Raw genomic sequence first — 23,720 nt, 5'->3', positions numbered from 1 at the left:
CCGGCCGGGGCCGGTTCAGTCGAGCACGCGGGCCAGGTACGCGCGCAGCATCTCCCGGAGTTCGCCGATGACCCTCTCGTCACCGTCGGGCGCCATCCGGAACGCCAGGTGGACCAGGGCGTCGGCGGTCTCCACGGCGATGAGGAAGGTGCGGCGCAGTTCCTCGTCGGGTTCGCGGCCCAGATAGAGGGAGAGCAGGTCGGTGAGGCGGTCGGCGACGCGGCGGTTGGGCTCGGGGCCGCGGACGCCGACGGGGATCTGGTTGCCGAAGTCGACCAGGGAGAAGCCGGGGGCGGTGCGCTTCATGTCGAGGTACTCGTCCAGCACCACGTCCATGGCCTGCCGCCAGCCGCGGTCGCCGGTGGCCCCGAGGCGTTCGGCGACCCGGTCCGAGAAGCGCTCCAGGTTGCGCTGGGCCAGCGCGTCGGCCATCTGCCGCTTGTTGCCGAAGAAGCGGTAGACGGAGCCTATGGGCACGCCGGCGCGCTGCGCGACGGCACGGGTGCTGAGGTCGTCGTAGCCGGCCTCGTCGAGGAGTTCGGCGCAGGCGTCGAGGATCCTGGCCAGCCGTTCGGCGCTGCGCCGCTGCACCGGCGCTCGGCGGAGCGATGTCGCATGGGGCACGGGCCTCATCATGCCTGCTCGGCACCGTCCGGTGAACCTTCCGTTCCGGTAATCGCCGCGCTGCCCCGGTCACGCGCCCCTCCCCCGGCCGCGGCCGGCGGTGTCAGTGGCTCCGCGCTCGGGTCGGGGCTCGGCGGCTGCTCGGAGACCGTGACGTCGGCCGTGCTCTCCACGGGCCTGCCGTCCACGGCCCACACCGAGCCGTCGTCGGCGTACAGGCGCGCGGTCACCTGGTGCGTACCGCGCGGGACGAGGCTGCCGGGGAGGTGGTACTCGGGGGTGCGCAGCCGGGCGACGCGACGGCCGTTCACCTCCAGGTGCGCCAGGCCGCGGCCGGCCACCGCGCGGCGGCCCGTCCCGTCCGGCGAGAAGCGGAAGTTGCGCACCCGCAGCCGTACGTCCCAGCCGCCGTCGGTATCGGGCACGACCTCGACGCCGACCTCCGGCGCCTCCCGCCCGTCCACCTCCCGGTAGGGGCGCCCCTCCGCGTCCCGCTGGTCCAGGAGCCGGCCCACCGGTGAGGGCGCGGACCCGTCCCGCTCCCGGGTGTCACTCGGACCGCAGCCCGCGGTTCCGGCCGGCAGGACGACACAGACCGCGAGCACGGCGATCAGGCTCCGTGTCCACGACATGCGGGCGAGCGTAGAACACCGGTCCGAACCCGCGAATCCGCCTCAAGTCGGGTTCCGGGTCCTCCGCCGAGAGGACACCGGGGCGGCGGGCGACGGACGGCGGAAACCGGGGGCGGGATCGCGTGGCCCTCTTGCGCGGGAGAAAACGCAATCCTACGGTGTTCCATAGGAATCGGACCGCGAGGGAGCACCGAACATGAGCGATGGGGGCACCGCCCGCGTGAGCGACGTCGAGCGCGCGGGAGCGCGCAAGGCCGCCGAAGGACTGGAACACCTCTCCGGCTTCGGCAACGAGCACAGCTCCGAGGCGATCCCGGGCGCCCTGCCCGAGGGCCGCAACTCGCCGCAGCGCGCCCCTCTCGGGCTGTACGCGGAGCAGCTGAGCGGTACGGCGTTCACCGAGCCGAGGGCGGAGAACCGCCGTTCGTGGCTGTACCGGATCCGCCCGTCCGCGGCCCATCCGGCGTTCACCCGCACGGGCAACGGCGCGCTGCGCACCGCCCCGTTCACGCAGACCGTGCCCGACCCGAACCGGCTGCGCTGGAACCCGCTGCCGGAGCCGGCCGAGGGCACCGACTTCCTGGCCGGCCTGTGGACCCTGGGCGGCAACGGCGACGTCACCCAGCGCACCGGCATGGCCGTGCACCTGTACCACGCCAACGCCTCGATGGACCGCGTGTTCAGCGACGCCGACGGCGAGCTGCTGATCGTGCCCGAGCGTGGCGGGCTGCTGCTGCGCACGGAGTTCGGTCTGCTGCATCTGGAGCCGGGACACATCGGTCTGGTGCCTCGTGGTGTGCGATTCCGTGTGGACCTCCTGGATGACTCTGCCCGCGGTTATGTGTGCGAGAACTACGGGGCGCCGTTCCGGCTCCCCGACCTCGGCCCGATCGGCGCCAACGGGCTGGCCAACGCCCGGGACTTCCGGGCGCCCGTCGCCGCGTACGAGGACGTCGAGGGCCCGGTGGAGGTGGTGAACAAGTTCTGCGGCAACCTGTGGGCGGCGACGTACGACCACTCGCCGCTGGATGTCGTCGCCTGGCACGGCAACCATGTGCCGTACGCCTACGACCTGCGCCGCTTCAATGTGATGGGCACCATCTCGTACGACCATCCGGATCCGTCGATCTTCACGGTGCTGACGTCGCCGAGCGACACTCCGGGACTGGCCGGGGTCGACTTCGTGGTGTTCGCGCCGCGCTGGCTGGTGGGCGAGGACACCTTCCGCCCGCCGTACTTCCACCGGAACGTGATGAGCGAGTACATGGGCCTGATCGAGGGCGCGTACGACGCGAAGGCGGAGGGCTTCGTGCCGGGCGGAGGTTCGCTGCACAACATGATGTCGGCGCACGGCCCGGACCGGGAGACCTTCGAGCGGGCGAGCGCCGCGGAGCTGCGCCCGCAGAAGGTCGACGACGGTCTCGCCTTCATGTTCGAGACCCGCTGGCCGGTGCTGCTGACGCCCCAGGCGGCGCGCGCGGAGCACCTGCAACAGGGGTACGACGGGGTGTGGCAGGGCCTGGAGCGTCACTTCCGCGCCCTGTGAGCCGGTCCGGCTCCGGGATGCCGGAGCAGGTGCCGGGCGCCGGGCCGTGCCCGGCCGTCCGGGCCGGCCCGCGCCCGGACGGCCGATACCGTCGCAGCCTCGCACCCCGCATTGCACTGACCGTTCCCCGACCGGTACGCATAGCCCCGTGACCTCCTTCGCCCCGGACTCGATCGTCCTGAACCGCAAGTTGCCGCTCTGGTATCAGGTGTCGCAGTCGCTGCGCGCCTCGATCCTCGGCCGCTCGCCGCAGGACCCGCTTCGCCTGCCCACCGAGGAACAGCTGGCCGGGCACTACGGGGTGAGCGTGCTGACCATGCGGCAGGCGCTGAAGGAGCTGGAGGACGAGGGGCTGATCACCCGCCACCGCCGGCGCGGCACGTTCATCGAGCCGGACGCCCGGCGAGGTGCGCCGGTCCGGCTGCTGGGCTCGGTGGACGCGATCGTGGCGCAGCAGTCGGGCATGGCGACCGAGCTGCTGGAGCACGGTCCGGCGCCGGTGCCGGCCGAGGTCGCCGAGTACTTCCCGGACCTGACGCGGGTGGCGGCGTACCACCGGCTGCGCAGCGACGAGAAGACGGGCGAGCCGACCAACCACGCCCGCAACTACGTCCGTCCCGAGCTGGCCGACCGGATCGATCCGGAGGACCTGGTGCGGTGGCCGATGACGAAGGTGCTGCGGGATGTCGTGGGTGCGGACATCAGCCGGATCACGGACACGGTGGAGGCGCGGCTCGCGGACCCGGAGACGGCCCGCCTGCTCCAGGTCCCGCTGCTCAGCCCGATCCTGCACTACACGGGCATCACCTACGACACCGCGGGCCGGCCGCTGGACGTGGCCGTGATCCACTACCGCGGGGACCGCTTCTCGTTCACGGTGACCCTGGACGCCACCTGAATCCGGCGGTGCCGACTCCGTCCGCCCGTCCCGCCGCCGGTCCCGTCCGCCCGTCCCGCCGCCGGTCCCGTCGGCTGCCGACCCGCCTGCCGGTCCCGGAGGCTGCCGCCGTGTTCCGTCGGCCCCGCTGTCTGCCGGTCCGGGGCTGCCGTCCCGATCCGTCAGCCACGCTGCCTGCCGGTCCGGGGCTGCCGTCCCGATCCGCCGACCTCGCTGCCCTGCTGTCCCGGCCGCCGGTACCCGAGGCCGGCGCCGGACTCCCCTCGTCGGTCCGACGGGCGGGCCGCGCGGCGTCAGGTGGGTACGGGGCCCCGTGATGCGGGCGCGAGGCCGCCGGCGGGGTGCAGGTCGTACGATGCCCAGCGTGACGCACGACGACGCTCCGCCGCTGGCGGACCTCATGCCGTGGTCCGTCGCACCGCCGCGGCTCGGCCGGGGCTGGCCGGCGGCGCCCGACGCGGCGTCCCTGAAGGCCCGTTGGGACGCTCTGGTGAAGGCCGAGGGCCCGGACCGCGAGGCCCTGTTCCAGCCGACCCGTTCCCGCACCCCGCGCTCGGCGGTCGGGCGGCTGCCGGGACACACCGGCGGCACGGAGCGGCTGGCCCGCGCCCCGGGCCCCTGCCCGGAACCGGTCCGGGTGCTGCGCGCCCCGTTCGACGAGCAGTGGCTGCTCCCCGACCAGCGGCTGATCGACGCGGCCCGTCCGGAGCTGTGGCGGGTGGCGGACGAGCGGCAGGTGTTCGTGGTCGAGGCGGGCGGCGGGCGGGCCGGGGACGTCTCGGGTCCGTCGCTGCTCGCCACGTCCCTGCTGCCCGTGCTCCGCACCGGCCGGATCCGCCCGCTGTACCGGCGGCCCGGTGCGGCCGAGCCCAATCTGGCCCCGGGTCTGCTGGACCTCCTCGCCGCCCGGCTCGGCCGGGGCGTCTCGGCCGCGGACGTGCTCGCCTGGACGATGGCGGCGGCGCGCCCCGCTCCGGCCGGTTGCGTGGTACCGCTCACCGGGGATGCGGGCACCTGGGAGCGGGGGGTGGCGGTGGGCCGCCGGATGCTGTGGCTGATGCGGCGCGACGGCGAGCGCCCGAAGCTGCCCGGCGGGCGCCGCCCGTACGTCCGCGCCCCGTTGCCGTCCCGGCCGTCGTCGGTGCGCTACGACCGGGACGAGGAGGCGCTGCTGCTCGACGAGGGCCGTGTCTCCCCGGTGCCGCCCGAGGCCTGGGACTTCGAGGCGGACGGCGTTCGGGTGCTGGAGCAGTGGTTCGCGGTGCGCACGGAGCCGGCCGAGCCGGGCACCCTTGCCGCGATCCGGCCGTCCGTCTGGCCCCAGGCGTGGACCTCGGAACTCCTGGAGCTGATCACGGTCCTGGCGCTGCTCGCCGAACTGCGCCCGCAGCAGGCGGCGTTGACGGAGTCGGGGTTCGCCGATCCGATCACACGGGCGGAACTGGGCGAGGCCGGTGTGCTCCCGGTGCCGCACGCCGCCCGGCGTCCCGCCTCGGTGCTCGACGCGCACGAGGAGGGCCCGGAGGGGCAGTTGGTCCTGATCTGAGCGCCGCACCGGCGGGTCGACGGGTCCGGGGAGCCGGGGTCGGCCGGGCGAGCGGTGGGCAGACGGCAATTCCGTGGGCGTGCGAGGACGGTGGTGCTGTCGTCGGCGTGCGATGGCCGACGGGGCTGCCGGCGTCGGCGCGTGGGAAGTGGTGGGGCTGCCGGGTTCGTCGGCGTGCGAAGGCCCGTGGGGCTGCCGTCGGCGTGCGATGGCCGACAGGGCTGCCGGGTGTCGGCGTCGGAGCGTGGGACGCGGGCGGCGGGGCTGCCGGGTTCGTCGGCGTACGAAGGCCCGTGGGGCTGCCGTCGGCGTGCGAGGGCCGACAGGGTCGTCGGCGTCGGCGCGTGAGAAGCGGTGGGGCTGTCGTCGACGTGCGATGGCCGACGGGGCTGCCGGCGTCGGCGCGTGGGAAGCGGTGGGGCTGCCGTCGACGTGTGAAGGCCCGTAGGGCTTCCGGCTCGGTGTGTGGGACGCGGGCGGTGGGGCTGCCGCGCTCGAGAGGTGCGGGGGTCACCGGTCGGGCGAGCCGACGTGCGGGACGTGGTGGGGCCGCGGGGCAAGGCTGCGGCAGGCCCCGGATGTGCTGCCGGGTGGGGCCGGAGGCCGGCGAGGGTCGTGCCGGGCTCGGTGGTGCGCCGGGTGCCGCGGGATGCCGTGGGGACGACGGTCGGGGGCGGGGCGCCGCGCCGGGACGGTGGGGCCGTCCGGCGCGAGCGCTACCGGCTGCCGAACAGGGAGCGGCGCAGTCGACGCAGCGGGGCGAAGAGCGAGACGCGGCTCGCTCGGGCCCGTGCGCCCCTGGCGCCGCGGCTGTGCGCGGTGTCACGCGCGGTCAGCTCACGCATCAGCGTCGTCGCCTCGAGCGTCTCCCGCTGCGGGACCGCAGGCCCCGCGAGGATCGAGAGATGCCGGTCGAGACGCGAACTGGTCGCGCTGCTGCCGCAGGTGATCGCAGGGACCCTGGCCCTGTTGCGCACTGTTATCTGTTCCATGTCACTCCCCACCCGTACGAGTCCACCCGGCCCGGGCAGGGTAACCCTATCTCCCCATCCGGGCCTGCGCGTATCGCGGCCACAGGATTCACCTTTCCCATAAGGGGGTTGACGAACACCCGACGACTACTCTCCGAATCCGACCGTTTTCAGGGCGAGTTGAGTGACGGGGTGAGAGGTCGTCCGCGGTGGGCCGCCGTCCGGCCCGATGGTCACGGCGAGTGACGTGGCGGCGGGGCCGGTCCCGGCCGCCGCCCAGGGCGTGTCGCCCGCGAAAAGCCCGAGGGGACGGGGTCCCGGGCCCGGTGCCGGGCGGCGGAGCGGGCGCACACGTCCGTTCGGAGGGTCGTCGGGTCCGCCGAGGGTGACGACCGCGTTCCGGACCGAAGCGGAAGTGATTACTCCGAGCGTGCGGCCGCGCGCGTCCCGACCGCCGCCCGCGCGGACCGTCCACAGTCGCCGGAACGTGGTCGATCTCACGTCTTCGGCCGCGTTCGGCGTTCAACCGATCCTGTGTGCGGCCGGCCCGGAGGGCGAAACGCGGCGGCAACGGGCGCCGTGGCGGCGGTGAATGAGCGGGGCCGGAAACAGGGAAGGGGCAGAGGCCCGAAACGCTCGGAACCGGAATCAGGAGGGGACGGCAGGCGGAAGCAGAAACGGAAGCGGAAGCGGAAGCGCCGGGGAAACGGAAAGGGGCCGGAAACGGAAAGGAGACCCCGCGGTGGCGGGGTCTCCTCCTCTTTCCGTTGCGGTGTGCGCGGGCCGCGGGTCAGTCCACGCTCTGGAACACCGGGAGGTAGCCGCTGGAGTGGCCGACGGCCTTCGGGTGGTAGGAGTTGCCGATGTTGGTCCAGTCCACGCTGTGCAGCCAGGAACTGCCGGAGCAGATCTCGTGGCCGGTGAACATGCCGCGCACGTCGGCGAAGACGTAGCCGTAGGAGCGGGCGCGCTCGGAGATGACGGAGTTGAGGAGGTCGGAGGCGTCGTTGATCGCCTTCCGCTTGGTCTCGGAGAGGCCGATGCAGACGGTGCCGAGCTTGTAGAAGCGGGGGTAGCCGAACACGGCCACCCGGGCGTTCGGGGCCTTGCTGCGGATCGCCGAGTAGACGGTGTTGAGCTTGCCGGGCAGCGTCGAGGTCACGTACGCCCGCGCGGTGTCGATGCGGGCGAGGCACGTGCTGTCGCTGCTGGTCACACAGGTCGTCATGACGTCGGCGAAGCCCGCGTCGTTGCCGCCGACGCTGATCGAGACGAGGCTCGTGCTGCTGTTGAGGGGGCCGAGCTGACCGGCGACGACATCACCCGTTCGGGCGCCGGAGCAGGCGGTGAAGGAGAACGACGAGGGCGAGTTGAGGCCGGCCCAGAGGTAGGGGTACGCCTTCGTGCTGCGCTTGCAGTCACCGCTGGAGCCGATGTAGTCGCCCGCGCCCACTCCCGAGGAGTAGGAGTCACCGAGCGCCACATAGGGCCCACGTGCGGCCTGTTCGGCCGCCTGCGCCGCCGCGGTCCCGGTGAGGGCCGCGACGACGGCGAGGAGAAGTGAGCCCAGAAGCGTCATTGGGCGGAGATGTCTCATGGAGCCTCCATTTAGCAGGTTCGCTGCACGAACCGTTGTAGTGACTACGCGCGTTGATCGGAAGTGTTCATGTCAAAACTTGCAACGTCGGACACCACTCGGCCTGTTCGCGTTCAATCCCGGTCTGATTCCGGCCGCCGGGACTTTCCACCCTTGACGGCCCCTACGAGGTGGGCCACATTGAAGCCCGGCATCCGACGCCTTGGGGGGCAAACTCGGCCATGCCGACCCGCACATCAGCACAAGAAGCACCCGCAAGGGTCAAAGCGAGCAGAAGAGTGGGACACCACCCGGGTCTTGCCATACAGGTTCAAACGTCAATAACGTCGACAACGTCATAGATCTCACCCGCACCGGTCCGTCATCTCATGGCTCCAGGGGAGGGCTCGGACCGCGACGAACCGGCGCGGGGCGCGGTAGGGGGGTGCCGTGCTCGGCGACCACAGCGGTGGCCGAGCCGTGCCGCGCGGCCGGCCGGTGTTTTCCACGGCGGACCAGATTTGCCAGCTCACCCGGCGTGCACGGACGCTCATCCGCCGTGCCGTGGGGTGAGAACCCCCCTTTCGAACCGGACGTACAGCCGGGCCGCCCGAGGGGCGGGCGGTCCACCGGACGAGAGGGAACCAGACTCATGAGCTCCGTTCTGCCGCCGGCGACCGCGGACCAGGATCCGCCCACCGCCGGCAAGTACCGGCCCATCTCCTCGCACCTGGCCATCGCGCCACCGGTGAGCGTGGTGATACCGGCCATGAACGAGGCGGAGAACCTGCCGTACGTCTTCAAGACGCTTCCCGACTGGATCCACGAAGTGGTCCTCGTCGACGGCAACTCCACCGACAACACCGTCGAGGTGGCCCGCGAACTGTGGTCCGGCGTCAAGGTCGTCGGGCAGCGCGGCAAGGGCAAGGGAGACGCCCTGCGGGCCGGCTTCGAGGCCTGCACCGGCGACATCATCGTGATGGTCGACGCCGACGGCTCAGCGGACGGCAACGAGATCGTCAGCTACGTATCCGCGCTGGTCTCCGGCGCGGACTTCGCCAAGGGGTCCCGCTTCGCCAACGGCGGCGGCACCGACGACATGACCTTCATCCGCAAACTGGGCAACCGGGCGCTGTGCGCCGTGGTCAACCGCAAGTTCGGCGCCCGCTACACCGACCTCTGCTACGGCTACAACGCCTTCTGGCGGCACTGCCTGGACAAGATCGACCTCGACTGCACCGGCTTCGAGGTGGAGACCCTGATGAACATCCGGGTCGTCAAGGCGGGCCTGAAGGTCCAGGAGATCCCGAGCCACGAGTACCTGCGCATCCACGGCACCAGCAACCTGCGGGCCGTGCGCGACGGCCTGCGGGTGCTCGGGGTGATCCTGCGGGAACGCTCCAACCGGCGTGCGCTGCGCAGGCGCCCGCACCGCTCGCCGCTGCTCGACACGGTCCGGGGGAAGGTGTCTTGAGCGGTCCCGGCACGCCCGAGATCTCCGTCGTGATCTGCGCCTACACCGAGGACCGCTGGGAGGACGTCCTCGCGGCGGTCGCCTCGGTACGGGCGCAGTCACGGCCGGCCCTGGAGACCCTGCTGGTCGTCGACCACAACCAGGCGCTCCTGGACCGTCTGGGCAAGGAGTACCAGGAGACGGAGGACGTGCGGGTGCTCGCCAACGCGGGCCCCCGCGGCCTGTCCGCCGGCCGCAACACCGGGATCGCCGCCTCCCGCGGCGAGGTCGTCGCCTTCCTCGACGACGACGCCGTGGCCGAACGCGACTGGCTGAAGCACTTCGCCGAGGCGTACGCCGACCCGCGCGTGATGGCGGTCGGCGGGCGCACCGAACCGGTCTGGGCGTCGGGCCGGCGCCCCGACTGGTTCCCCGAGGAGTTCGACTGGGTGGTCGGCTGCACCTACCGGGGCCTGCCGCCCGGCCGGGTCCGGGTGCGCAACGTCCTCGGCGGCAACGCCTCGTTCCGGCGCAGCGCCTTCGACGCGGCGGGCGGCTTCGCCACCGGCATCGGACGCGACGGGAACAAGCGCCCGCTGGGCGGCGAGGAGACGGAGCTGTGCATCCGCCTCAGCCGCGCCCGCCCGGACGCGATCCTGCTCATCGACGACCGGGCGGTGATCCACCACCGGGTGCCCGAGGTCCGCGAGCACTTCCGCTACTTCCGGACGCGGACCTACGCCGAGGGCCTGTCCAAGGCCCTGGTGGCCCGCAGCGTCGGCGCGCAGAAGGGGCTGGAGTCCGAACGCCGGTACACCACGCGCGTGTTGCCGGCCGGGGTGGCGCGCGGCCTGCGCGACGCCCTGCTGAACCGGCCGGGCGGCGCGGGACGCGCGGGCGCGATCGTCACCGGGGTGCTCACGGCGGCGGGCGGCTACCTGGTGGGCAGCGTGCGGGCCAGGCGGGGCGGGGTCGCCTTCTCCGTGGTGGGCATCGAAGGGAGCGGCCGTGGCTGACCTGCGGGTGCCGGTCCTGATGTACCACGCGGTCGCGGACCACCCGAGCGAGGCGACCCGCGCCCTGTCGGTGACCCCCCGGGCGTTCGCCGAGCAGATGGCGGTGATCGCCGACCGGCGTCTCACTCCCGTCACCACCGCCGAACTGGCCGCCCACTGGCGCTCGGGCCGCCCGCTGCCCGAGCGCCCGGTCCTGGTCACGTTCGACGACGGCTACGAGGGCGTGCACCGGCACGCCCTGCCCGTGCTCGCCGAGCACGGTTTCCCGGCCACCGTGTTCGTCACCACGGGCTGGCTGCGCGGCCCGTACGACACCGGCGGCGGACTGGACACCATGCTGGACTGGGACCAGGTGCGCGAACTGGCGGGCGCCGGCGTGGAGATCGGCGGGCACAGCCACCGCCACCCGCAGCTCGACCGGCTCGACGACGGCCGGCTGCGCGCCGAGCTGATCCGGTGCAAGGAGATCGTCTCCGACCAGCTGGGCACCGTCCCCGCCTCCTTCGCCTACCCCTACGGCTACTCCAGCCGCCGGGTGCGCGAGGCGGTGCGGGAGACGGGGTACGCGCAGGCGCTCGCCGTGGGCAACGGCCTCGCCCGGCGCGCGCAGGGGCCGTACGCGCTGCGGCGGGTCACGGTGCGGCGGTCGACGGGCGCCGCCGCGTTCGAGCGGCTGGTGGAGGGGCGGGACGTCGCCCGCACCTTCGCCCGGGACCGGGCGCTCACCAAGGGCTACGCGGTGGTGCGGCGGGCGCGGCAGGCGGGGCTGCTGCTGCGCAGGCGTCCGGAGTGAACACACCGGACACGAGCCGCCCACGGGCGACAATCCGCGCGCACCCCGGAAATTGGGTGCACGCGGGGCCCGGGTGACCGATCATGGCGAACATGTCCGCGCAGCCACACGACGCACTGCCGATCCGGCTCAACGTCGACGACAGCGACTCCCCGTCCGATGTCGTCGACGCGCTGTTCCTCGGCCGCTTCGCGACGGGCGAGCAGCCGTTCTCGCACGCCGTCAACATCGACCGCGTACGCTCCGGCGCGACCCTGCTGCCCGCGGACGCGCGGGTGCTGCGGATCGCCCGGGACGACGACCGCAGCGCCACCCTCGCCGAGGGCGACGGCTGGACGCTGCTGGTCTCCCGCTGGAACCGGGGCGCCGACGTCACGGTCACCGCGACCAGCGCCGACCTCGCCGCGAAGGTCCTGGACGAGGCCACCGACGGTGCCGCGGACGAGCCCGAACCGCAGCCGGAGAACGTCACCATGGGCTTCTGGTACGTCTCCCCGCGCCGGGGCCCGCACCGCACCACCCGGCAGATCTCGGCCGGCACCTGGGACGAGATCCGGCCCAACTACACCGCGCCGGTGGCGGACGCGATGGACCGCCTGATGAAGACCACGCCCGAGGACATCTCGGGCCGGCTGCTCCTGCTGCACGGCCCGCCGGGCACCGGCAAGACCTCCGCGCTGCGCACGCTGGCCCGGTCCTGGCGGGACTGGTGCCAGGTGGACTGCGTGCTGGACCCCGAGCGGCTCTTCACCGACGTCGGGTACCTGATGGACATCGCCATCGGCGAGGAGGACGCGGCGGGCAAGGGCCGTTGGCGGCTGCTGCTCCTGGAGGACTGCGACGAGCTGATCCGCGGCGAGGCCAAGCACACCGCCGGGCAGGCGCTGTCCCGGCTGCTGAACCTGACGGACGGTCTGCTCGGCCAGGGCCGCAACGTCCTGGTCGGCGTCACCACCAACGAGGACCTGGAGCGTCTCCACCCGGCCGTGGTCCGTCCCGGCCGCTGTCTCGCCCGTATCGAGGTCGGGCCGCTGACCCGCGCCGAGGCGGTGAACTGGCTGGGCCGCGAGGACGGCGTCGGCCGTGAGGGCGCGACCCTGGCCGAGCTGTACGCGCTGCGCCGCGGCACGTCGCCGACGGCGCTGCCGGAGCCGCGGGGCGACGCGGACGCCGGACTGTATCTGTAGGCACGGGTGCCGGTACAGGTGTTTTGATGGGCGTATGACCCTGTTCGTCGGGACGTCGGGGTGGCAGTACAAGGACTGGCGCGAGGTGCTGTACCCGTCCGGGCTGCCGGTTCGGCTCTGGCTGGAGGAGTACGCGGCGCGGTTCGCCACCGTGGAGATCAACAACGCCTTCTACCGGCTGCCGTCGTGGGACACGTTCGCCGCCTGGCGGGCGCGCACCCCGCCGGGCTTCGTGGTGGCGGTCAAGGCGAGCCGCTACCTGACGCACATCAAGCGGCTGCGGGATCCCGAGGAGCCGGTCGAACGCCTGATGACCCATGCGGCCGGGCTGGGTGACCGGCTCGGCCCGGTACTGCTCCAGCTCCCGCCCACCTTGCACGCCGATGCCGCGCTGCTGCACGCCTGTCTGCGCCGCTTCCCCGCGTCGGTCCGGGTGGCGGTCGAGCCGCGCCACGATTCCTGGTGGACGCCGCAGGTGCGTGCCGTGCTCGAGGCCCGGGGCGCCGCCCTGTGCTGGGCGGACGTCCTGGGGCGTCCCGCGGCTCCGCTGTGGCGCACCGCCGACTGGGGCTACGTCCGCTTCCACCAGGGCCGCGCCCAACCCTGGCCGCGCTACGGACGGCAGTCCCTGCGGACCTGGGTCGACCGCATCGCGACCGCCTGGCCGGCCGGCGAGGACGTCTACGCGTACTTCAACAACGACCCGGACGCGGCGGCGGTCCGGGACGCGGCGGCGTTCGCCGCGCTGGCCCGGACGGCGCGGCTGACGGTGACCCGCACGCCCGCGGCCGCACAGCTGCCGGTCACCGAGCCCCTGCACGGGTCGCGGGGAGCCGCGGGAGCGGCCGGCCGCGGGCAGCGGTAGGCAGTGGGCAGCGGTAGGCAGCGGCCCCGCCACCGCGACACCCTCCGACGGCCGCCGGCAGCACACCCGCACGCACTCGCCCGCGAGCCGCCCGCAGCGCACTCGCGCGCTCAGTCCCCGTAAGCCGCCCGCAGGGCGTCCCGTACGGCGGCCAGTGCGTCGTCCTCGCTCAGCGCCAGTCGCCGGACCCGCTCCGCGTACGCCTGCGCCGCCGCGGCGGCCTCGCGTTCCGCCGCCGAGCCCGCGGCGGCGATCACCGTGCCGTTGCGGCCCCGCGTCTCGATCACCCCGTCGGCCTCCAGCGCCCGGTACGCCTTGGCCACCGTGTTGACGGCGAGGCCGAGCGTCCCGGCCAGCCCCCGCACCGTGGGCAGCCGGTACCCCACGGGCAGCGCGCCCGACCGGGCCTGCTCGGAGATCTGCGCCCGCACCTGCTCGTACGGCGGCGCGCCGTCGTCGATTTCGATCTTCAAGGTCACGGCCCGATTGTCCCGCACCGGACGGAAAATGAGAGGCAGCCGGGTCGCTCGCCCCGTAGCGTGCGCCTCCATGACCGTGACCGTCCGCGATCTCAGCCCCGACGCCCCCGACGACCTCGAAGGCTTCGCCCGCGTCCGGCGCGCCGCGCTGCCGTTCTTCCTGCTCACCCCGGAGTCCCTGGCCCACGACCTCACCCACATGCACCCCGACGCCCACTACCGGCCCTTCGTCGCCGTGGCCGACGGCGAGGTGATCGGCACCGCGCAGGTGCACCTGTCCCACGAGAGCCCCGAACCGGGCCAGGGCAACATCAACGTGTACGTGCATCCCGGGCACACCCGCCGGGGCGCCGGGACGCTGCTGGTGCGCGCCGCCGAGGAGCACCTGGCCGCGCACGGCGCCACCCGGCTGCTCGCCTGGGTGCTGGACGAGCCGGGCAACCGCGCCTTCGCCGAGCGGCACGGCTACCGGGCCAGCCGCTCCGCGCACTTCCTCCGGCTGGACCTGGCGCACGGCACCCTGCCCCCGCTGCAGGACCCGCCGCCGGGCGTGGAACTGCGCACGGGCTCCGACTTCGCCGCCGACCCGCGCCCGCTGTTCGAGCTGGACGCGGAGACCACGGCGGACGAACCGAGCGACGTGGACACGGAGTTCACCGACTACGAGGCCTGGCTGAAGGAGACCTGGCAGCACCCGCTGTTCAGTGCCGAGCTGACCACGGTCGCGCTGGTCGACGGCCGTCCCGCCGCCTTCTCCGCGGTCCGCACGGACGGCGGCACCCGGTACGGCACCGTCATGACCGGCACCGCCCGCGCCCACCGCGGCCGGGGCCTGGCCAAGCTCGCCAAGAACGACTCCCTGCACCGCGCCCGCGCGGCCGGGTACACGGAGGCGATCACGGGCAACGACACCGGCAACGGGCCGATGATCGCCATCAACCGGTGGTTCGGCTACGAGATCTGCGCGACGGAGGTGCGCCATGTCCGCGAACTCGGCTGACCGGCCGGCCCTGGTGGAGGTCGTCCTGGTCAAGGCGGGCCGCACCAAGATCCGCTACCCGGCCGAACTGGTCGCCGACGACGGCACCCGGGTCACCGTGCGCGCCCCCTGGGCGGGGGACGGCGTGCGCGACTTCGGCTTCGTGCGCTTCGAGCCCGGTGACGTCTTCACCGAGCACTACTGGCGCGACCGCTGGTACTCCGTGAAGGAGGTCCGCGCCGCCGACGGCACCCTCAAGGGCCACTACTGCGACATCACCCGGCCCGCCGAGCGCTCCGGCGACCGGCTGGTCGTCGAGGACCTCGACCTGGACCTGTGGGTCTCGGCGGACGGCACGGACGTACGGCGGCTGGACGAGGACGAGTTCGCGGCGAGCGGGCTGGAAGCGGCGGACCCGCGGGCGGCGGCCGCCGCGGTGGCCGCCCTCGACGAGCTGGACGCCCGGGCCCGCGCGGGCCGGCTCGGCGTACTGCTCGGCTGAGGCGCGGCACGATCAGTCCGGCACCGCGACCACGGCGTAGCGCTCGTCGCGCACGTCACCGCCCCACAGGGCCGCGTCCTGCGACAACCGCTCCAGGCGCACCTTCCGGGCGAGCGGCGCGAGGAGGGCGGTGAGCAGGTCGGCGGGTATGCCGACCGGGCTCACCGTCCCCCACACCCCCTCGACCAGGACGAGCCGGCCTCCGGGACGCAGCAGGCCGCGCCAGTGGCGCAGGACGCGCGCCGGTTCGGGCAGGGTCCACAGCACGTGCCGTACGAGGACGGCGTCGAAGCGCGCCGCACCGATGGGCGGTGCCGCCGCGTCGCCGACGACGAACACCGCGTCGCGTCCGGCGAGCTTCTCCCGGGCGAGCGCCACCATCGCCGGGGAGCGGTCGATCCCGGTCACCCGGTGCCCCTGCTCGGCGGCGAGGAGCGCGAGGCTGCCGGTGCCGCAGCCGAGGTCCAGGACGTCGCCCGGCGGTCCGGGCAGCCAGGTGCGCAGCCGGCCGGCCCAGGCGGCGCGCACGCCGGGGTCGCGCAGCCCGTGGTCCGGTTCCTCGTCGAAGGAGGCCGCCCGCGCGTCCCAGTCGACACCGTGCGTGCCCGTCCGGTCACCGTCATGAGTGGTCATGGCCCAAGCGTGACACCCGCCACTGACAAGCCGTGGGTGACCGCGGCCACAGACAGAACGGGACCGATGAGGAACTCTCCCCCGAAAGGTCTGCCTCCGTGGGACCACGGACCCCGGTGGACCCGGAAGGAGGCGGTCATGCGCCGTGTCACCGTGCGGAAGCCGCTGAAGAAGACCGACGTCCGCCGAGTCCGCGAGCAGGCCGACGAGCGGCCCGCGGAGCGGCCCGAGGTCCGCGAGGACATCGCCCGCACCTGGTGGCCCGACGGGTGACGCCTCCGGCCGGCCGGAGCGGCTCAGCGCAGCCGCTTGCGGTAGTGGATGCGGTCGTACGGGCCGGTGACCCTTCGCTCGACGACCTCGTAGCCGAACTTCGGGTAGATCTTCTGGTTCTCCCACATCATGGCGTTCGTGTAGAGCCTGATCTCGGGCAGGCCGAGCGCACGCGCGTGCGCGTCCACGAACTCCAGCAGCCGCCGTCCCGCACCGGTGCCGTGCGCGTCGGGGTGGACGGCGACGACGTCGAGGTACAGGTGGTCCGCGCGGGCCTCGACCACGACGAGGCCGATCACCGGCCCCGCACCGGCGGCATGCCCGCGGCCCGGCGCCTCCAGCACGAACACCCTGCCCGCGGCCACGTTCGCCGCGTGGTCGGCCTCCATGGGCACCGGCACCACGCCGATGCGCGCGACGTAGGGCCGGAAGGCGGCGTCGATCACCGCCTTCACCGTCGGGACGTCGTCGGTGGCGGCGGGGCGGATGCGGTCGTCTGCCATGCCGCGCACGGTACCCACCTGATCCCAGCCTGAGCACTCCCTTAACGCGGCCATAAGGATCCCTCCCGGGGCCTTCGGACGGGCGATTCCACGTGGTCGGGCGGCTAGTTTCTGAGCCACCCCCCACGGGATCCACCCCCCACCACGGGATTCCCGCACCCGATCCACCGATCGCCGTCGAGGAGTTGCTGCCCCATGTCCGCACGCCGCAAGGCCGCTGTCGCCACTGCCGGTCTCGTCCCGCTCGCCCTCACCGGGCTGTCCGCCGCACCGGCGGCCGCGCACGGCTCGATGGGCGACCCGGTCAGCCGGGTCTCCCAGTGCTTCGCCGAGGGCCCGGAGAGCCCGAAGTCCGAGGCGTGCAAGGCCGCGGTCGCGGCCGGCGGCACCCAGGCGCTCTACGACTGGAACGGCATCCGCATCGGCGACGCGGCCAGCCGCCATCAGGAACTCATCCCCGACGGCAAGCTGTGCAGCGCCGACAGCGAGGCGTTCAAGGGCCTGGACCTGGCCCGCGACGACTGGCCGGCGACGCGTGTGAGCAGCGGCGAGTACACCTTCAAGTACCGTGTGACGGCCCCGCACAAGGGGACGTTCACGGTGTACATCACCAAGCCCGGCTACGACCCGTCGCAGCCGCTGGCCTGGGACGACCTGGATCTGGCGAACCCGGTGGCGACGTCCACCGACCCGGCCGCCACGGGCGGTTTCTACACCTTCACCGGCACCCTCCCGGAGCGCACCGGCAAGCAGTTGCTGTACGCGGTGTGGCAGCGGTCGGACAGCCCGGAGGCGTTCTACTCCTGCTCGGACGTCGCCTTCGGCGGCACCGGGACCGGCACCGGAACGGACGGCGGCACCGGGACCGGCGGCGGTGCCGAGCCCGCGGAGGCGGCCGCCCCGGCGCCGGTCGCGTCCGCGCCGTCGCAGGGGCAGATCGAGGACGGTGCCGACAAGTCGACCGTGGAGAACCACGGGCACGGCGACGACGACCCCAGCACCTCGGCGGCACCGCACGCGGCGGCGGACGGCACCGCCCCGGACGCCTCCGGCACCGCCAACCGGCCCGAGGCGGCCGGCGCCGCGCGGAACCTCGCGGAGACCGGCGGCGACGGCAACACCCCGTACCTGATGATCGGCGGCGCCGCGGCCCTGGCGCTGGGTTCGGCGGCGCTGTTCGCCTCCGCCCGGCGGCGCACGGCGAGCGGGCGGCACGGCCGCTGAACCGGCTCGGGGCCCTGTCCGGCGGCTCGGGCCGGACAGGGCCCCGACGTGTTCCGGCCCTTGTCCGCACGTGTCAGCTGAACGCCGAGGCGCAGGTGGTGGGTGCGGCGTGGGCCGGGTCGAGGGCGTTGGCCACCTCGTGGAAGGCGATCCGGTCGAACAGCCCGATCGCCATGTGCTCGGACAGGTCGACCGGGCACAGGTCCTGGAGCAGGACGTTGCGCACGCCGGGACCGGTCAGGAACTGGCTGTCGTAGGGCGTGACGACCTCGTCGTACCGGGTGGCGATGACGGTGTAGCGGACGCCGGGCACGGTGTCGCCGCCCGCGTTGAGCCTGGTGAGGAAGTCGGAGCCGGCGATCTGGTCGGCGAGGGCGGGGGTGTTGTCGTTCAGCAGGTCCTCGGCGCCGGGGAAGAACGGCAGGAGCGCGGTGAGGCCGTTGAGGGTGGTGCCGTGGTTGCTGGGCGCGATGCCGACGAGGGCGTTCACCTCGTCGGCCCCGCCGAGGAACTTGAGGTAGTGACGCGGCATCATGCCGCCCTGCGAGTGGCCGACGATGTCGGTCTCGGCGGCGCCGGTCGCCGCGAGCACCTTGTCGACGAAGGCGTCGAGTTCTTCGGCGGACTTCTCGACGGGGCCGAGGCCGTGGAAGAAGGGGACGCCGTCGAGCCGGCCGTAGTCGAGGGAGAAGACGCAGTAGCCGCGGTGCTTCAGATAGGGCGCGAGGCCCAGCCAGTTGTCGACGGAGTTGCCGAAGGTGCCGTGGACCAGGACGACGGGACGGGGGTGGGCGGCGGAGGGCTTGCAGGTGTAGTCGTTCCAGCCCGAGCTCGGCGCGTCGGCGGCATCGGCGGCGTGGGCGCCGGCCGCGGTGGGGACGGTGACGGCCGCGGCGGCCAGCAGGAACGCGGTCAGCGGTCTGATCACTCGCTTCCAGGGCAGCATCGTGTGATCTCCTTGCGGGGAGGAAGGGTGGGGACCTTGCGCCTGTGATCCGGATCACGGGATGCTGTTCATCCATCAAGTTACGGGCGAGTAGTAAATCCCGGAAGTTACGGGTCAGTAAAAACTCGCGGCGTCGACCGACAGTCGTCGGACGGCAGTTGACAGCAGCTCACCGATCCGGACGAACCGGACCACGGGGTGCGATGCGCAGCAGCACCTCCCGCGGCGCGCCCACCTCCGCCTCCCCCGGCACCTCGCTCCAGGCCCGCACGGCCTCCGCCGCCGCATCCCCGGCCGCCCGCGTGCGGTCCGTCCGTCCCGGCGCCACCCTCGCCGTGGAGAACCCGACCGCCGCAGCCGCGGTCTCCTGGCTCACCACCTCCCACGGCCTCCGGGCGACGCCGGGCGACGGCACGGACATCGTGCCGCCGTGGGCCGACTGAGGCCGCGCGGAAGCAGCGTGAGGGGCCCGAGGCCCTACGCGGCCAGCGAGCCCGGCATCACCGCGCGGGGGCCGAACTTCGCCCGCGCCCGGTCCGCGACCTCCTCGATCCTGCGCACCTTCTCGTCCACCGGGTCGAAGGTGAGCTGGTGGGAGGCGCGTTCGGCCGGGTCGAGCCCTTCCGCGCGCAGCGCGATCGCGCGCACCCGGGCGCGCTGCAGACCGAGCGCCTCGTACAGGCCGTACGCCGCTTCGGTGAGCGCCGCCGAGTGCGCGGTCGGCTCCGGGAGGGTGCGGGTGCGGGTGGTCGCCGTGCGATCGGCGTAGCGGACGGTGAGGGTGAGGCTCCGGCAGACCTTGCCGGCGGCGCGCATCCGGGAGCCCAGTTCCTCGGCGGCCGAGAGCAGGGCGCGGCGGTGCCGGCCGGGGTCCAGCTCGTCGCGGGTGAAGGGGCGTTCGGTGGCCAGGGAGCGGGAGACCGCGTCGGGGACGACCCGGCCGCGGTCGACGCCGTTCGCCTTCTCGTGCAGTTCGCGCCCGGCCCTGGCGCCCACCAGCCGCTGGAGCGTGGACAGCGGTGCGGCCGCGACCCGGCCGAGGGTGTCGAGGCCGTACGCGCACAGGGTGCGGGCGGTCGCGGTGCCGACGCCGGGCAGCGCGGCCACGGGCCGGTCGGCGAGGAAGTTGCGCACCCCGTCCTCGGGCACCGCGCGGGCCGGTCCCGGCCGGGCGTCCCGCAGCGCCATGCGGGCGGTCATCGGTCCCGGTCCGGCGCCGATCACGCAGTCGACGCCGTGCAGGGCGAGGGCACGGACGCGGATCACCGAGGCCAGTTCGACGGCGGTGCGCCCGAAGTACCGTTCGGCGCCGCGCAGATCGGCCAGCGCCCCGTCCGGCGGCAGGGCCTGCACGACGGGTGTGAACTCCTCGAGCAGACCGATCAGCCGGGGCAGGGCGGCCTCGTACGGCGGAGGCAGCTCGAAACGTACGCAGAGGACGGTCATCCCGCGCTCCCCGGACTGCGGTGCCACAACTTCCTTCCCACCGCGGGCCCGTCGCCCGCGGGGCGCAGATCGGCCCAGGGGTGCATCTCGTACCCCGTGGGCATGCGGATCGTCCGGTCCTCCATCGGGTCCCGGGCCGCGGAACCGGCCGGTGCGGGCCGTCCGTCCGACCCGGCGAGCCGCCTGCGGGCCGGCCCGTCACCGTCGCCCGCGGACTCGGCGCCGGCGCCGCCCGGTTCGGCCAGCCGCGCCGCCACTCCCTCCAGCCCCTCCTCCTGGCGCACCCGGAGCAGGTCGGCGAGGTTCCAGGCGGCGGAGCCGACCACGCTGAGGCTGCGCGGGCCGCGGCGCTGCACCACTCCGCGCACCAGCAGCAGCCAGGAGTGGAAGACGGTGTGGGCGCAGGCGTCGTGGGAGTCGTCGAAGAAGGCGAGGTCGACCAGGCCGGTGCCGTCGTCCAGGGTGGAGAAGATGACGCGTTTGCCGGAGCGGACGGGCGGGGTCTGGGTGGCCGCCTTGGCGCCCGCGACCAGCACCGTGTCGCCGTGCCGGGCCTCGCGCAGCCGCCGCGCGGAGACCACGCCCAACTCGGCGAGGAAGGTGCCGTGGTCGTCCATCAGGTGGCGCGAGGCGTCCATGGACAGCACGCCCAGTTCGGCGCTGAGCCGCTCCTCCGGGGTGAGGTCGGGCAGCCCGGCCGGGGCGGTCCTGCGGCCGCCGGACAGCGGGAGCTGGTCGCCGCGCCCGCCGCGGGCGCCCCGGTGCAGTTCGGTCAGATGCAGTTGCAGGTCACGGCGGTTGGCGCCGAACGCGTCCAGCGCGCCGACCTGGGCGAGGCGTCCGGCGAGCGGACGGCTGGGGCGGGCCCGTTCCCAGAAGTCGAGCAGCGAGGCGTACGGCTGTCCCTCGGCGATCCGCGCGGCCTCGGCCTCGCTGATGTTGTGCACGTCGGAGAGCGCCAGCCGCAGCCCCCACACCGCCGAACCCTTTGATTCAGACACCAGTTCGATCCTGTGTGCGACCCCGGACTTGTTCACGTCCAGCGGCAGGATCGGCACCCCGCGCCGCCGCGCGTCCGCCAGCAGCAGCCGCTTCGGGTACATCCCGGGGTCATGGGTGAGCAGCCCCGCGTAGAAGGCGGCCGGATGGTGCGCCTTCAGCCACGCCGACTGGTACGTCGGTACGGCGAAGGCGACCGCGTGCGCCTTGCAGAAGCCGTACGAGCCGAAGGCCGCCACGATCTCCCAGGTCCGCTGAATCGTTTCCGCGTCGTATCCGTTCGCCTCCGCGCGCTGCGCGAACCAGACCTTGATCCGCCCCTGCGACTCCGGGTCGGACAGCCCGCGCCGCACCCGGTCCGCCTCGCCGCGCCCGCAGCCGGTCAGGGTGGCGACGATGTCGATGACCTGCTCGTGGAAGACCACGACCCCGTACGTCCCCTCCAGCGACTCCTGGAGGTCCGGGTGCGGGTACCGCACCGGCGCCCGTCCGTGCCGCGCCTCGATGAACGGCCGCACCATGTCGGCGGCGACCGGCCCGGGCCGGAAGAGGGAGATGTCGACGACCAGGTCGTGGAAGGTGGACGGCTGGAGCCGCCCGACCAGGTCCCGCTGGCCCGGGGACTCGATCTGGAAGCAGCCGAGCGTCTCGGTGGACCGGATGAGCCCGTACGTCGCCGGGTCGCCCTCCGGCACCGCGTCCAGGTCGATCCGCTCCCCCGACGCCCGCTCCACCTCCGCGACCGCGTGCGCCATCGCCGACTGCATCCGCACGCCCAGCACGTCCAGCTTGAGCAGCCCGAGGTCCTCGACGTCGTCCTTGTCGAACTGCGCCATCGGCAGGCCCTCGCCGCTGGTCGGCACGACAGGCGTACGGGTCAGCAGGGAGGCGTCGGACAGCAGCACGCCGCAGGGGTGCATGGCGACACCGCGCGGGAGCGCGTCGAGCGCCTCGACCAGCTCCCACAGCCTCCCGTACTTCTCCTTCTCCCCCGCCAGTTCCCGCAGTTCGGGCAGTTCGTCGAGGGCCGCGCGGGCGTCGCGGGCGCGGATGTGCGGGAAGGACTTGGCGACGCGGTCGATCTCGGCCGGGTCCATGGACAGCGCCGCGCCGACGTCGCGGATGGCGTGGCGCACCCGGTAGGTCTCCGGCATGGCGACCGTGGCGACCCGCTCGGTGCCGAACCGGCCGATGATCGCGCGGTAGACCTCCAGCCGGCGCGCGGACTCCACGTCGATGTCGATGTCGGGCAGCACGACCCGCTCCTTGGACAGGAAGCGCTCCATCAGCAGCCCGTGCTCGACCGGGTCGGCGTGCGCGATGCCGAGGAGGTGGTTGACCAGACTGCCGGCGCCGGAGCCGCGCGCGGCCACCCGGATGCCCATCTCCCGTACGTCGTCGACGACCTGGGAGACGGTCAGGAAGTAGGAGGCGAAGCCGTGGTGGGCGATGATGTCCAGCTCGTGGTGCATCCGCTCCCAGTACTCCCGGCGGCCGGCGTAGCCGCGCAGCACCATGCCCGCCGCGGCCCGGGAGGCCAGCGCCCGCTGGGCGGTGCGGCGGCCGGCGCCGACGAGGTGCGGCTCGGGGAAGTGGACGCTGCCCATGCCGAGGTCGTCCTCGGGGTCGACCAGGCACTCGGCGGCCGTGGCCTGCGTCTGCTCCAGCAGCCGCAGGGCCGCCTCGCGCCGGAAGCCCGCGGCCTCCACGATCCGCTCGGCCGCTCCCAGCATGGCGCCCGCGTCCTTGAGCCAGGCCTCACCGGAGTCAAGGCCTTTGGCCGGGTCGACGGGGACCAGGCGGCGGGCGGCGTCCAGGACGTCGGCGACCGGGCCGAGCCCCGGGTCGGCGTAGCGGACGGCGTTGCTCAGCACGGGCCGGATCCGCTGTTCGGCGGCGAAGCCGAGGGTGCGGGCGGCCAGCCGCAGGGAGCCGGGTCCCGTGCCCTTGCGTCCGTGCCAGACGGTCTCCAGGCGCAGGGCGTCCCCGTAGACCTCCCGCCAGGGAGCGAGCAGCCGGGCCGCGCGGTCGGGGCGGCCCGCGGCGAGGGCGCGGCCGACGTCGGAATCGGGGCCGAGCAGCACGGTCAGGCCGCCGGCGTGGTTCTCGTCCCAGGTCAGCAGCGGGAGGCCGGCGGCGGTGTGGGCGGCGGAGATCAGCCGGCACAGGTCGGCCCAGCCGCGGGCGCCGTCCCGGGCGAGGAAGGTCGCACGGGGTGCCGACTCGTCGATGAAGGCGCCGCCGCGCACCGGGGTGCGGCGCCGGTCACGCCGTACGGCCTCGTCCCCGCGCGCGCCCGGAGCCGTCGGCGGGGCCGCCACCGCCAGCTCCGCCCCGAAGAGGGGACGCACCCCGGCCTTCGCGCAGGCCTTGGCGAACCGCACCGAGCCCGCGACCGTGTCCCGGTCGGTGAGGGCGAGGGCGTCCATGCCCCGCTCGGCGGCGCGCTCGGCCAGCCGCTCCGGGTGGGAGGCGCCGTAGCGCAGGGAGAACCCGGAGACGGTGTGCAGATGCGTGAAACCCGGCACACGCACCTCCCGCACTCGTGAGTCCCGACCGACTCTCGAACATCTGTTCCCAGCTCACCCCCCACCATAGACCAATTCTCGAATGCGTGTGCGACATCCGC

Annotated in this window: 24 protein-coding genes; 13 read left to right on the top strand and 11 right to left on the bottom strand. The window is 73.7% G+C overall.

Going from position 1 to position 23,720, the window contains the following annotated elements:
* Nucleotides 1-15: 15 nt before the first annotated feature.
* The gene (locus tag FGW31_RS27845; RefSeq protein WP_142196399.1) at nt 16-633 is read right to left on the bottom strand and encodes a TetR/AcrR family transcriptional regulator; all 618 of its coding nucleotides are present in this window, start codon (nt 631-633) and stop codon (nt 16-18) included.
* A complete protein-coding gene (locus FGW31_RS27840; RefSeq protein WP_142196303.1) occupies nt 633-1,256 on the bottom strand; it encodes a hypothetical protein in 624 nt (207 codons plus the stop codon). The genes FGW31_RS27845 and FGW31_RS27840 overlap by 1 nt, the downstream gene beginning before the upstream one ends.
* A gap of 196 nt (nt 1,257-1,452) precedes the next feature.
* Here FGW31_RS27840 and hmgA point away from each other — a divergent pair, with 196 nt between their 5' ends.
* The 3 genes from hmgA (at nt 1,453) to FGW31_RS27825 (ending at nt 5,246) form a co-directional block, all read left to right on the top strand.
* Nucleotides 1,453-2,802 (top strand): homogentisate 1,2-dioxygenase, encoded by a 1,350-nt coding sequence (hmgA, locus tag FGW31_RS27835; RefSeq protein ID WP_142196302.1) that lies wholly within the window; start codon nt 1,453-1,455, stop codon nt 2,800-2,802.
* Between the two features lie 148 nt (nt 2,803-2,950).
* Nucleotides 2,951-3,700, top strand: coding sequence for a GntR family transcriptional regulator (locus FGW31_RS27830; RefSeq protein ID WP_142196301.1), 750 nt, complete (start codon nt 2,951-2,953; stop codon nt 3,698-3,700).
* Between the two features lie 355 nt (nt 3,701-4,055).
* Entirely contained in the window at nt 4,056-5,246 is a 1,191-nt protein-coding gene (locus tag FGW31_RS27825; RefSeq protein WP_142196300.1) for a type ISP restriction/modification enzyme, read from the top strand.
* Between the two features lie 716 nt (nt 5,247-5,962).
* On the opposite strand, the gene FGW31_RS27820 is transcribed toward FGW31_RS27825, so the two are convergent.
* The 3 genes from FGW31_RS27820 to FGW31_RS27815 all read right to left on the bottom strand — a co-directional run bounded on the left by FGW31_RS27820 (nt 5,963) and on the right by FGW31_RS27815 (nt 7,814).
* Nucleotides 5,963-6,238: a hypothetical protein gene (locus FGW31_RS27820; RefSeq protein WP_142196299.1), complete on the bottom strand. Its 276-nt coding sequence runs from the start codon at nt 6,236-6,238 to the stop codon at nt 5,963-5,965.
* A gap of 126 nt (nt 6,239-6,364) precedes the next feature.
* On the bottom strand, nt 6,365-6,718 hold the full coding sequence (locus tag FGW31_RS36270; protein WP_373303443.1) for an anti-sigma factor domain-containing protein: 354 nt from the start codon (nt 6,716-6,718) through the stop codon (nt 6,365-6,367).
* Between the two features lie 289 nt (nt 6,719-7,007).
* The gene (locus FGW31_RS27815) at nt 7,008-7,814 is read right to left on the bottom strand and encodes an SGNH/GDSL hydrolase family protein (protein WP_142196298.1); all 807 of its coding nucleotides are present in this window, start codon (nt 7,812-7,814) and stop codon (nt 7,008-7,010) included.
* A 631-nt stretch (nt 7,815-8,445) separates the two neighbouring features.
* Between FGW31_RS27815 and FGW31_RS27810 the strand changes: the two genes are divergently transcribed.
* The 5 genes from FGW31_RS27810 to FGW31_RS27790 all read left to right on the top strand — a co-directional run bounded on the left by FGW31_RS27810 (nt 8,446) and on the right by FGW31_RS27790 (nt 13,107).
* Nucleotides 8,446-9,267 carry a glycosyltransferase family 2 protein gene (locus FGW31_RS27810; protein WP_142196297.1) on the top strand — a complete coding sequence of 274 codons (822 nt, stop codon included), beginning with the start codon at nt 8,446-8,448 and terminating at the stop codon, nt 9,265-9,267.
* Nucleotides 9,264-10,262 (top strand): glycosyltransferase family 2 protein, encoded by a 999-nt coding sequence (locus FGW31_RS27805; protein WP_142196296.1) that lies wholly within the window; start codon nt 9,264-9,266, stop codon nt 10,260-10,262. The genes FGW31_RS27810 and FGW31_RS27805 overlap by 4 nt, the downstream gene beginning before the upstream one ends.
* Nucleotides 10,255-11,055 carry a polysaccharide deacetylase family protein gene (locus FGW31_RS27800; protein WP_373303442.1) on the top strand — a complete coding sequence of 267 codons (801 nt, stop codon included), beginning with the start codon at nt 10,255-10,257 and terminating at the stop codon, nt 11,053-11,055. Before FGW31_RS27805 ends, FGW31_RS27800 begins: the two co-directional genes overlap by 8 nt.
* A gap of 92 nt (nt 11,056-11,147) precedes the next feature.
* Nucleotides 11,148-12,242, top strand: coding sequence for a DUF5925 domain-containing protein (locus FGW31_RS27795; RefSeq protein WP_142196295.1), 1,095 nt, complete (start codon nt 11,148-11,150; stop codon nt 12,240-12,242).
* Nucleotides 12,243-12,276: 34 nt separating this feature from the next.
* Complete coding sequence (locus FGW31_RS27790) at nt 12,277-13,107, top strand: DUF72 domain-containing protein (protein WP_142196294.1); 831 nt, start codon at nt 12,277-12,279, stop codon at nt 13,105-13,107.
* 110 nt (nt 13,108-13,217) lie between these two features.
* On the opposite strand, the gene FGW31_RS27785 is transcribed toward FGW31_RS27790, so the two are convergent.
* Nucleotides 13,218-13,586 (bottom strand): GntR family transcriptional regulator, encoded by a 369-nt coding sequence (locus tag FGW31_RS27785; protein ID WP_161174091.1) that lies wholly within the window; start codon nt 13,584-13,586, stop codon nt 13,218-13,220.
* Nucleotides 13,587-13,656: 70 nt separating this feature from the next.
* On the opposite strand from FGW31_RS27785, the gene FGW31_RS27780 reads away from it, so the two are divergent.
* Nucleotides 13,657-14,586 carry a GNAT family N-acetyltransferase gene (locus FGW31_RS27780; RefSeq protein WP_142196293.1) on the top strand — a complete coding sequence of 310 codons (930 nt, stop codon included), beginning with the start codon at nt 13,657-13,659 and terminating at the stop codon, nt 14,584-14,586.
* Entirely contained in the window at nt 14,567-15,067 is a 501-nt protein-coding gene (locus tag FGW31_RS27775; RefSeq protein ID WP_142196292.1) for a ribonuclease FAU-1 family protein, read from the top strand. Before FGW31_RS27780 ends, FGW31_RS27775 begins: the two co-directional genes overlap by 20 nt.
* A gap of 12 nt (nt 15,068-15,079) precedes the next feature.
* On the opposite strand, the gene FGW31_RS27770 is transcribed toward FGW31_RS27775, so the two are convergent.
* The gene (locus tag FGW31_RS27770) at nt 15,080-15,700 is read right to left on the bottom strand and encodes a class I SAM-dependent methyltransferase (RefSeq protein ID WP_142196291.1); all 621 of its coding nucleotides are present in this window, start codon (nt 15,698-15,700) and stop codon (nt 15,080-15,082) included.
* 138 nt (nt 15,701-15,838) lie between these two features.
* On the opposite strand from FGW31_RS27770, the gene FGW31_RS36005 reads away from it, so the two are divergent.
* Nucleotides 15,839-15,973 carry a hypothetical protein gene (locus tag FGW31_RS36005; RefSeq protein ID WP_142196290.1) on the top strand — a complete coding sequence of 45 codons (135 nt, stop codon included), beginning with the start codon at nt 15,839-15,841 and terminating at the stop codon, nt 15,971-15,973.
* 23 nt (nt 15,974-15,996) lie between these two features.
* Here the strand turns inward: FGW31_RS36005 and FGW31_RS27760 are convergent, their stop codons facing one another.
* Complete coding sequence (locus FGW31_RS27760; protein WP_142196289.1) at nt 15,997-16,476, bottom strand: GNAT family N-acetyltransferase; 480 nt, start codon at nt 16,474-16,476, stop codon at nt 15,997-15,999.
* A 195-nt stretch (nt 16,477-16,671) separates the two neighbouring features.
* Here FGW31_RS27760 and FGW31_RS27755 point away from each other — a divergent pair, with 195 nt between their 5' ends.
* Nucleotides 16,672-17,700 (top strand): lytic polysaccharide monooxygenase auxiliary activity family 9 protein, encoded by a 1,029-nt coding sequence (locus FGW31_RS27755; protein ID WP_142196288.1) that lies wholly within the window; start codon nt 16,672-16,674, stop codon nt 17,698-17,700.
* A 73-nt stretch (nt 17,701-17,773) separates the two neighbouring features.
* On the opposite strand, the gene FGW31_RS27750 is transcribed toward FGW31_RS27755, so the two are convergent.
* Nucleotides 17,774-18,646 (bottom strand): esterase/lipase family protein, encoded by an 873-nt coding sequence (locus tag FGW31_RS27750; RefSeq protein WP_142196287.1) that lies wholly within the window; start codon nt 18,644-18,646, stop codon nt 17,774-17,776.
* A 203-nt stretch (nt 18,647-18,849) separates the two neighbouring features.
* On the opposite strand from FGW31_RS27750, the gene FGW31_RS36265 reads away from it, so the two are divergent.
* Nucleotides 18,850-19,089 (top strand): hypothetical protein, encoded by a 240-nt coding sequence (locus FGW31_RS36265; protein ID WP_142196286.1) that lies wholly within the window; start codon nt 18,850-18,852, stop codon nt 19,087-19,089.
* Between the two features lie 34 nt (nt 19,090-19,123).
* Here the strand turns inward: FGW31_RS36265 and FGW31_RS27740 are convergent, their stop codons facing one another.
* Together FGW31_RS27740 and FGW31_RS27735 are read right to left on the bottom strand one after the other, a co-directional pair.
* Nucleotides 19,124-20,092, bottom strand: coding sequence for a DNA polymerase Y family protein (locus tag FGW31_RS27740; protein ID WP_142196285.1), 969 nt, complete (start codon nt 20,090-20,092; stop codon nt 19,124-19,126).
* The gene (locus FGW31_RS27735; protein ID WP_142196284.1) at nt 20,089-23,619 is read right to left on the bottom strand and encodes a DNA polymerase III subunit alpha; all 3,531 of its coding nucleotides are present in this window, start codon (nt 23,617-23,619) and stop codon (nt 20,089-20,091) included. The genes FGW31_RS27740 and FGW31_RS27735 overlap by 4 nt, the downstream gene beginning before the upstream one ends.
* Nucleotides 23,620-23,720: the final 101 nt, after the last annotated feature.

The organism is Streptomyces calvus (genome assembly GCF_006782915.1).
GTDB lineage: Bacteria > Actinomycetota > Actinomycetes > Streptomycetales > Streptomycetaceae > Streptomyces > Streptomyces calvus.
Note: the sequence above shows the minus strand (reverse complement) of the source record. Positions and strands in the feature narration are given on the sequence as shown.

Bases quoted from the DNA above. Each gene is read 5' to 3' on its own strand.
- FGW31_RS27780 (WP_142196293.1), top strand. From the start codon at position 13,657: ATGACCGTGACCGTCCGCGATCTCAGCCCCGACGCCCCCGACGACCTC.
- FGW31_RS27770 (WP_142196291.1), bottom strand. From the start codon at position 15,700: ATGACCACTCATGACGGTGACCGGACGGGCACGCACGGTGTCGACTGG.
- FGW31_RS36265 (WP_142196286.1), top strand. From the start codon at position 18,850: ATGCGCAGCAGCACCTCCCGCGGCGCGCCCACCTCCGCCTCCCCCGGC.
- FGW31_RS27790 (WP_142196294.1), top strand. From the start codon at position 12,277: ATGACCCTGTTCGTCGGGACGTCGGGGTGGCAGTACAAGGACTGGCGC.
- FGW31_RS27810 (WP_142196297.1), top strand. From the start codon at position 8,446: ATGAGCTCCGTTCTGCCGCCGGCGACCGCGGACCAGGATCCGCCCACC.
- FGW31_RS27750 (WP_142196287.1), bottom strand. From the start codon at position 18,646: ATGCTGCCCTGGAAGCGAGTGATCAGACCGCTGACCGCGTTCCTGCTG.
- FGW31_RS27820 (WP_142196299.1), bottom strand. From the start codon at position 6,238: ATGGAACAGATAACAGTGCGCAACAGGGCCAGGGTCCCTGCGATCACC.
- FGW31_RS27795 (WP_142196295.1), top strand. From the start codon at position 11,148: ATGTCCGCGCAGCCACACGACGCACTGCCGATCCGGCTCAACGTCGAC.
- FGW31_RS36005 (WP_142196290.1), top strand. From the start codon at position 15,839: ATGCGCCGTGTCACCGTGCGGAAGCCGCTGAAGAAGACCGACGTCCGC.
- hmgA (WP_142196302.1), top strand. From the start codon at position 1,453: ATGAGCGATGGGGGCACCGCCCGCGTGAGCGACGTCGAGCGCGCGGGA.
- FGW31_RS27845 (WP_142196399.1), bottom strand. From the start codon at position 633: ATGAGGCCCGTGCCCCATGCGACATCGCTCCGCCGAGCGCCGGTGCAG.
- FGW31_RS27815 (WP_142196298.1), bottom strand. From the start codon at position 7,814: ATGAGACATCTCCGCCCAATGACGCTTCTGGGCTCACTTCTCCTCGCC.
- FGW31_RS27840 (WP_142196303.1), bottom strand. From the start codon at position 1,256: ATGTCGTGGACACGGAGCCTGATCGCCGTGCTCGCGGTCTGTGTCGTC.
- FGW31_RS27825 (WP_142196300.1), top strand. From the start codon at position 4,056: ATGCCCAGCGTGACGCACGACGACGCTCCGCCGCTGGCGGACCTCATG.
- FGW31_RS27740 (WP_142196285.1), bottom strand. From the start codon at position 20,092: ATGACCGTCCTCTGCGTACGTTTCGAGCTGCCTCCGCCGTACGAGGCC.
- FGW31_RS27755 (WP_142196288.1), top strand. From the start codon at position 16,672: ATGTCCGCACGCCGCAAGGCCGCTGTCGCCACTGCCGGTCTCGTCCCG.
- FGW31_RS27760 (WP_142196289.1), bottom strand. From the start codon at position 16,476: ATGGCAGACGACCGCATCCGCCCCGCCGCCACCGACGACGTCCCGACG.
- FGW31_RS27775 (WP_142196292.1), top strand. From the start codon at position 14,567: ATGTCCGCGAACTCGGCTGACCGGCCGGCCCTGGTGGAGGTCGTCCTG.